This is a genomic window from Bacillus sp. LR--39 (genome assembly GCF_053613335.1).
On sequence record NZ_JBSIOT010001419.1, the window covers coordinates 1 to 551 of the forward strand.

Below are 551 nucleotides of genomic sequence, written 5' to 3' on the forward strand. Positions count from 1 at the left end.
CAGAACAAATAGAAAAGGTTCATTGAGCTATGCATTCAAAGCAAATGACCCGCATCATTATGATCGCCGCTCCGTTTGCCATACTGCTGTCTGTTTTTCTGTCGGTATGTTACGGTGCAAAACAGCTTGAGCCCGAGGTGATTTTTTCGGCGCTGCTGCATTTTGATCCAGGCAACACAGATCATCAAATCATTTGGCATTCCCGTCTTCCGCGCGCTGTCGGCGCTCTTTTAATCGGAGCGGCGCTGGCGGTGTCCGGTGCGCTTATGCAGGGTGTCACCCGAAATTACTTGGCTTCCCCGTCGATTATGGGCGTTTCCGACGGGTCAGCGTTTGTGATCACGCTGTTGATGGTGGTGATTCCGGGTTCATCCTCTCTGGAGATGATGGGCTATTCGTTTATCGGATCAGCCGTCGGCGCCGGCCTTGTCTTCGGCCTCGCCTCGGTGATTCCAAACGGTTTTATGCCGGTTCAACTTGCCATAATCGGGACGGTAACAAGCATGCTGCTCAGCAGTCTGTCTGCGGCGATATCGATTTACTTTCAAATT

At 51.7% G+C, this 551-nt stretch carries 1 protein-coding gene; it reads left to right on the top strand.

Annotated elements, in window-relative coordinates; all coding sequences use genetic code 11:
• Positions 1-29: 29 nt before the first annotated feature.
• A partial coding sequence (locus tag ACWHAR_RS30880) for a FecCD family ABC transporter permease (protein ID WP_452088909.1) occupies positions 30-551 on the top strand: 522 nt, incomplete at its 3' end.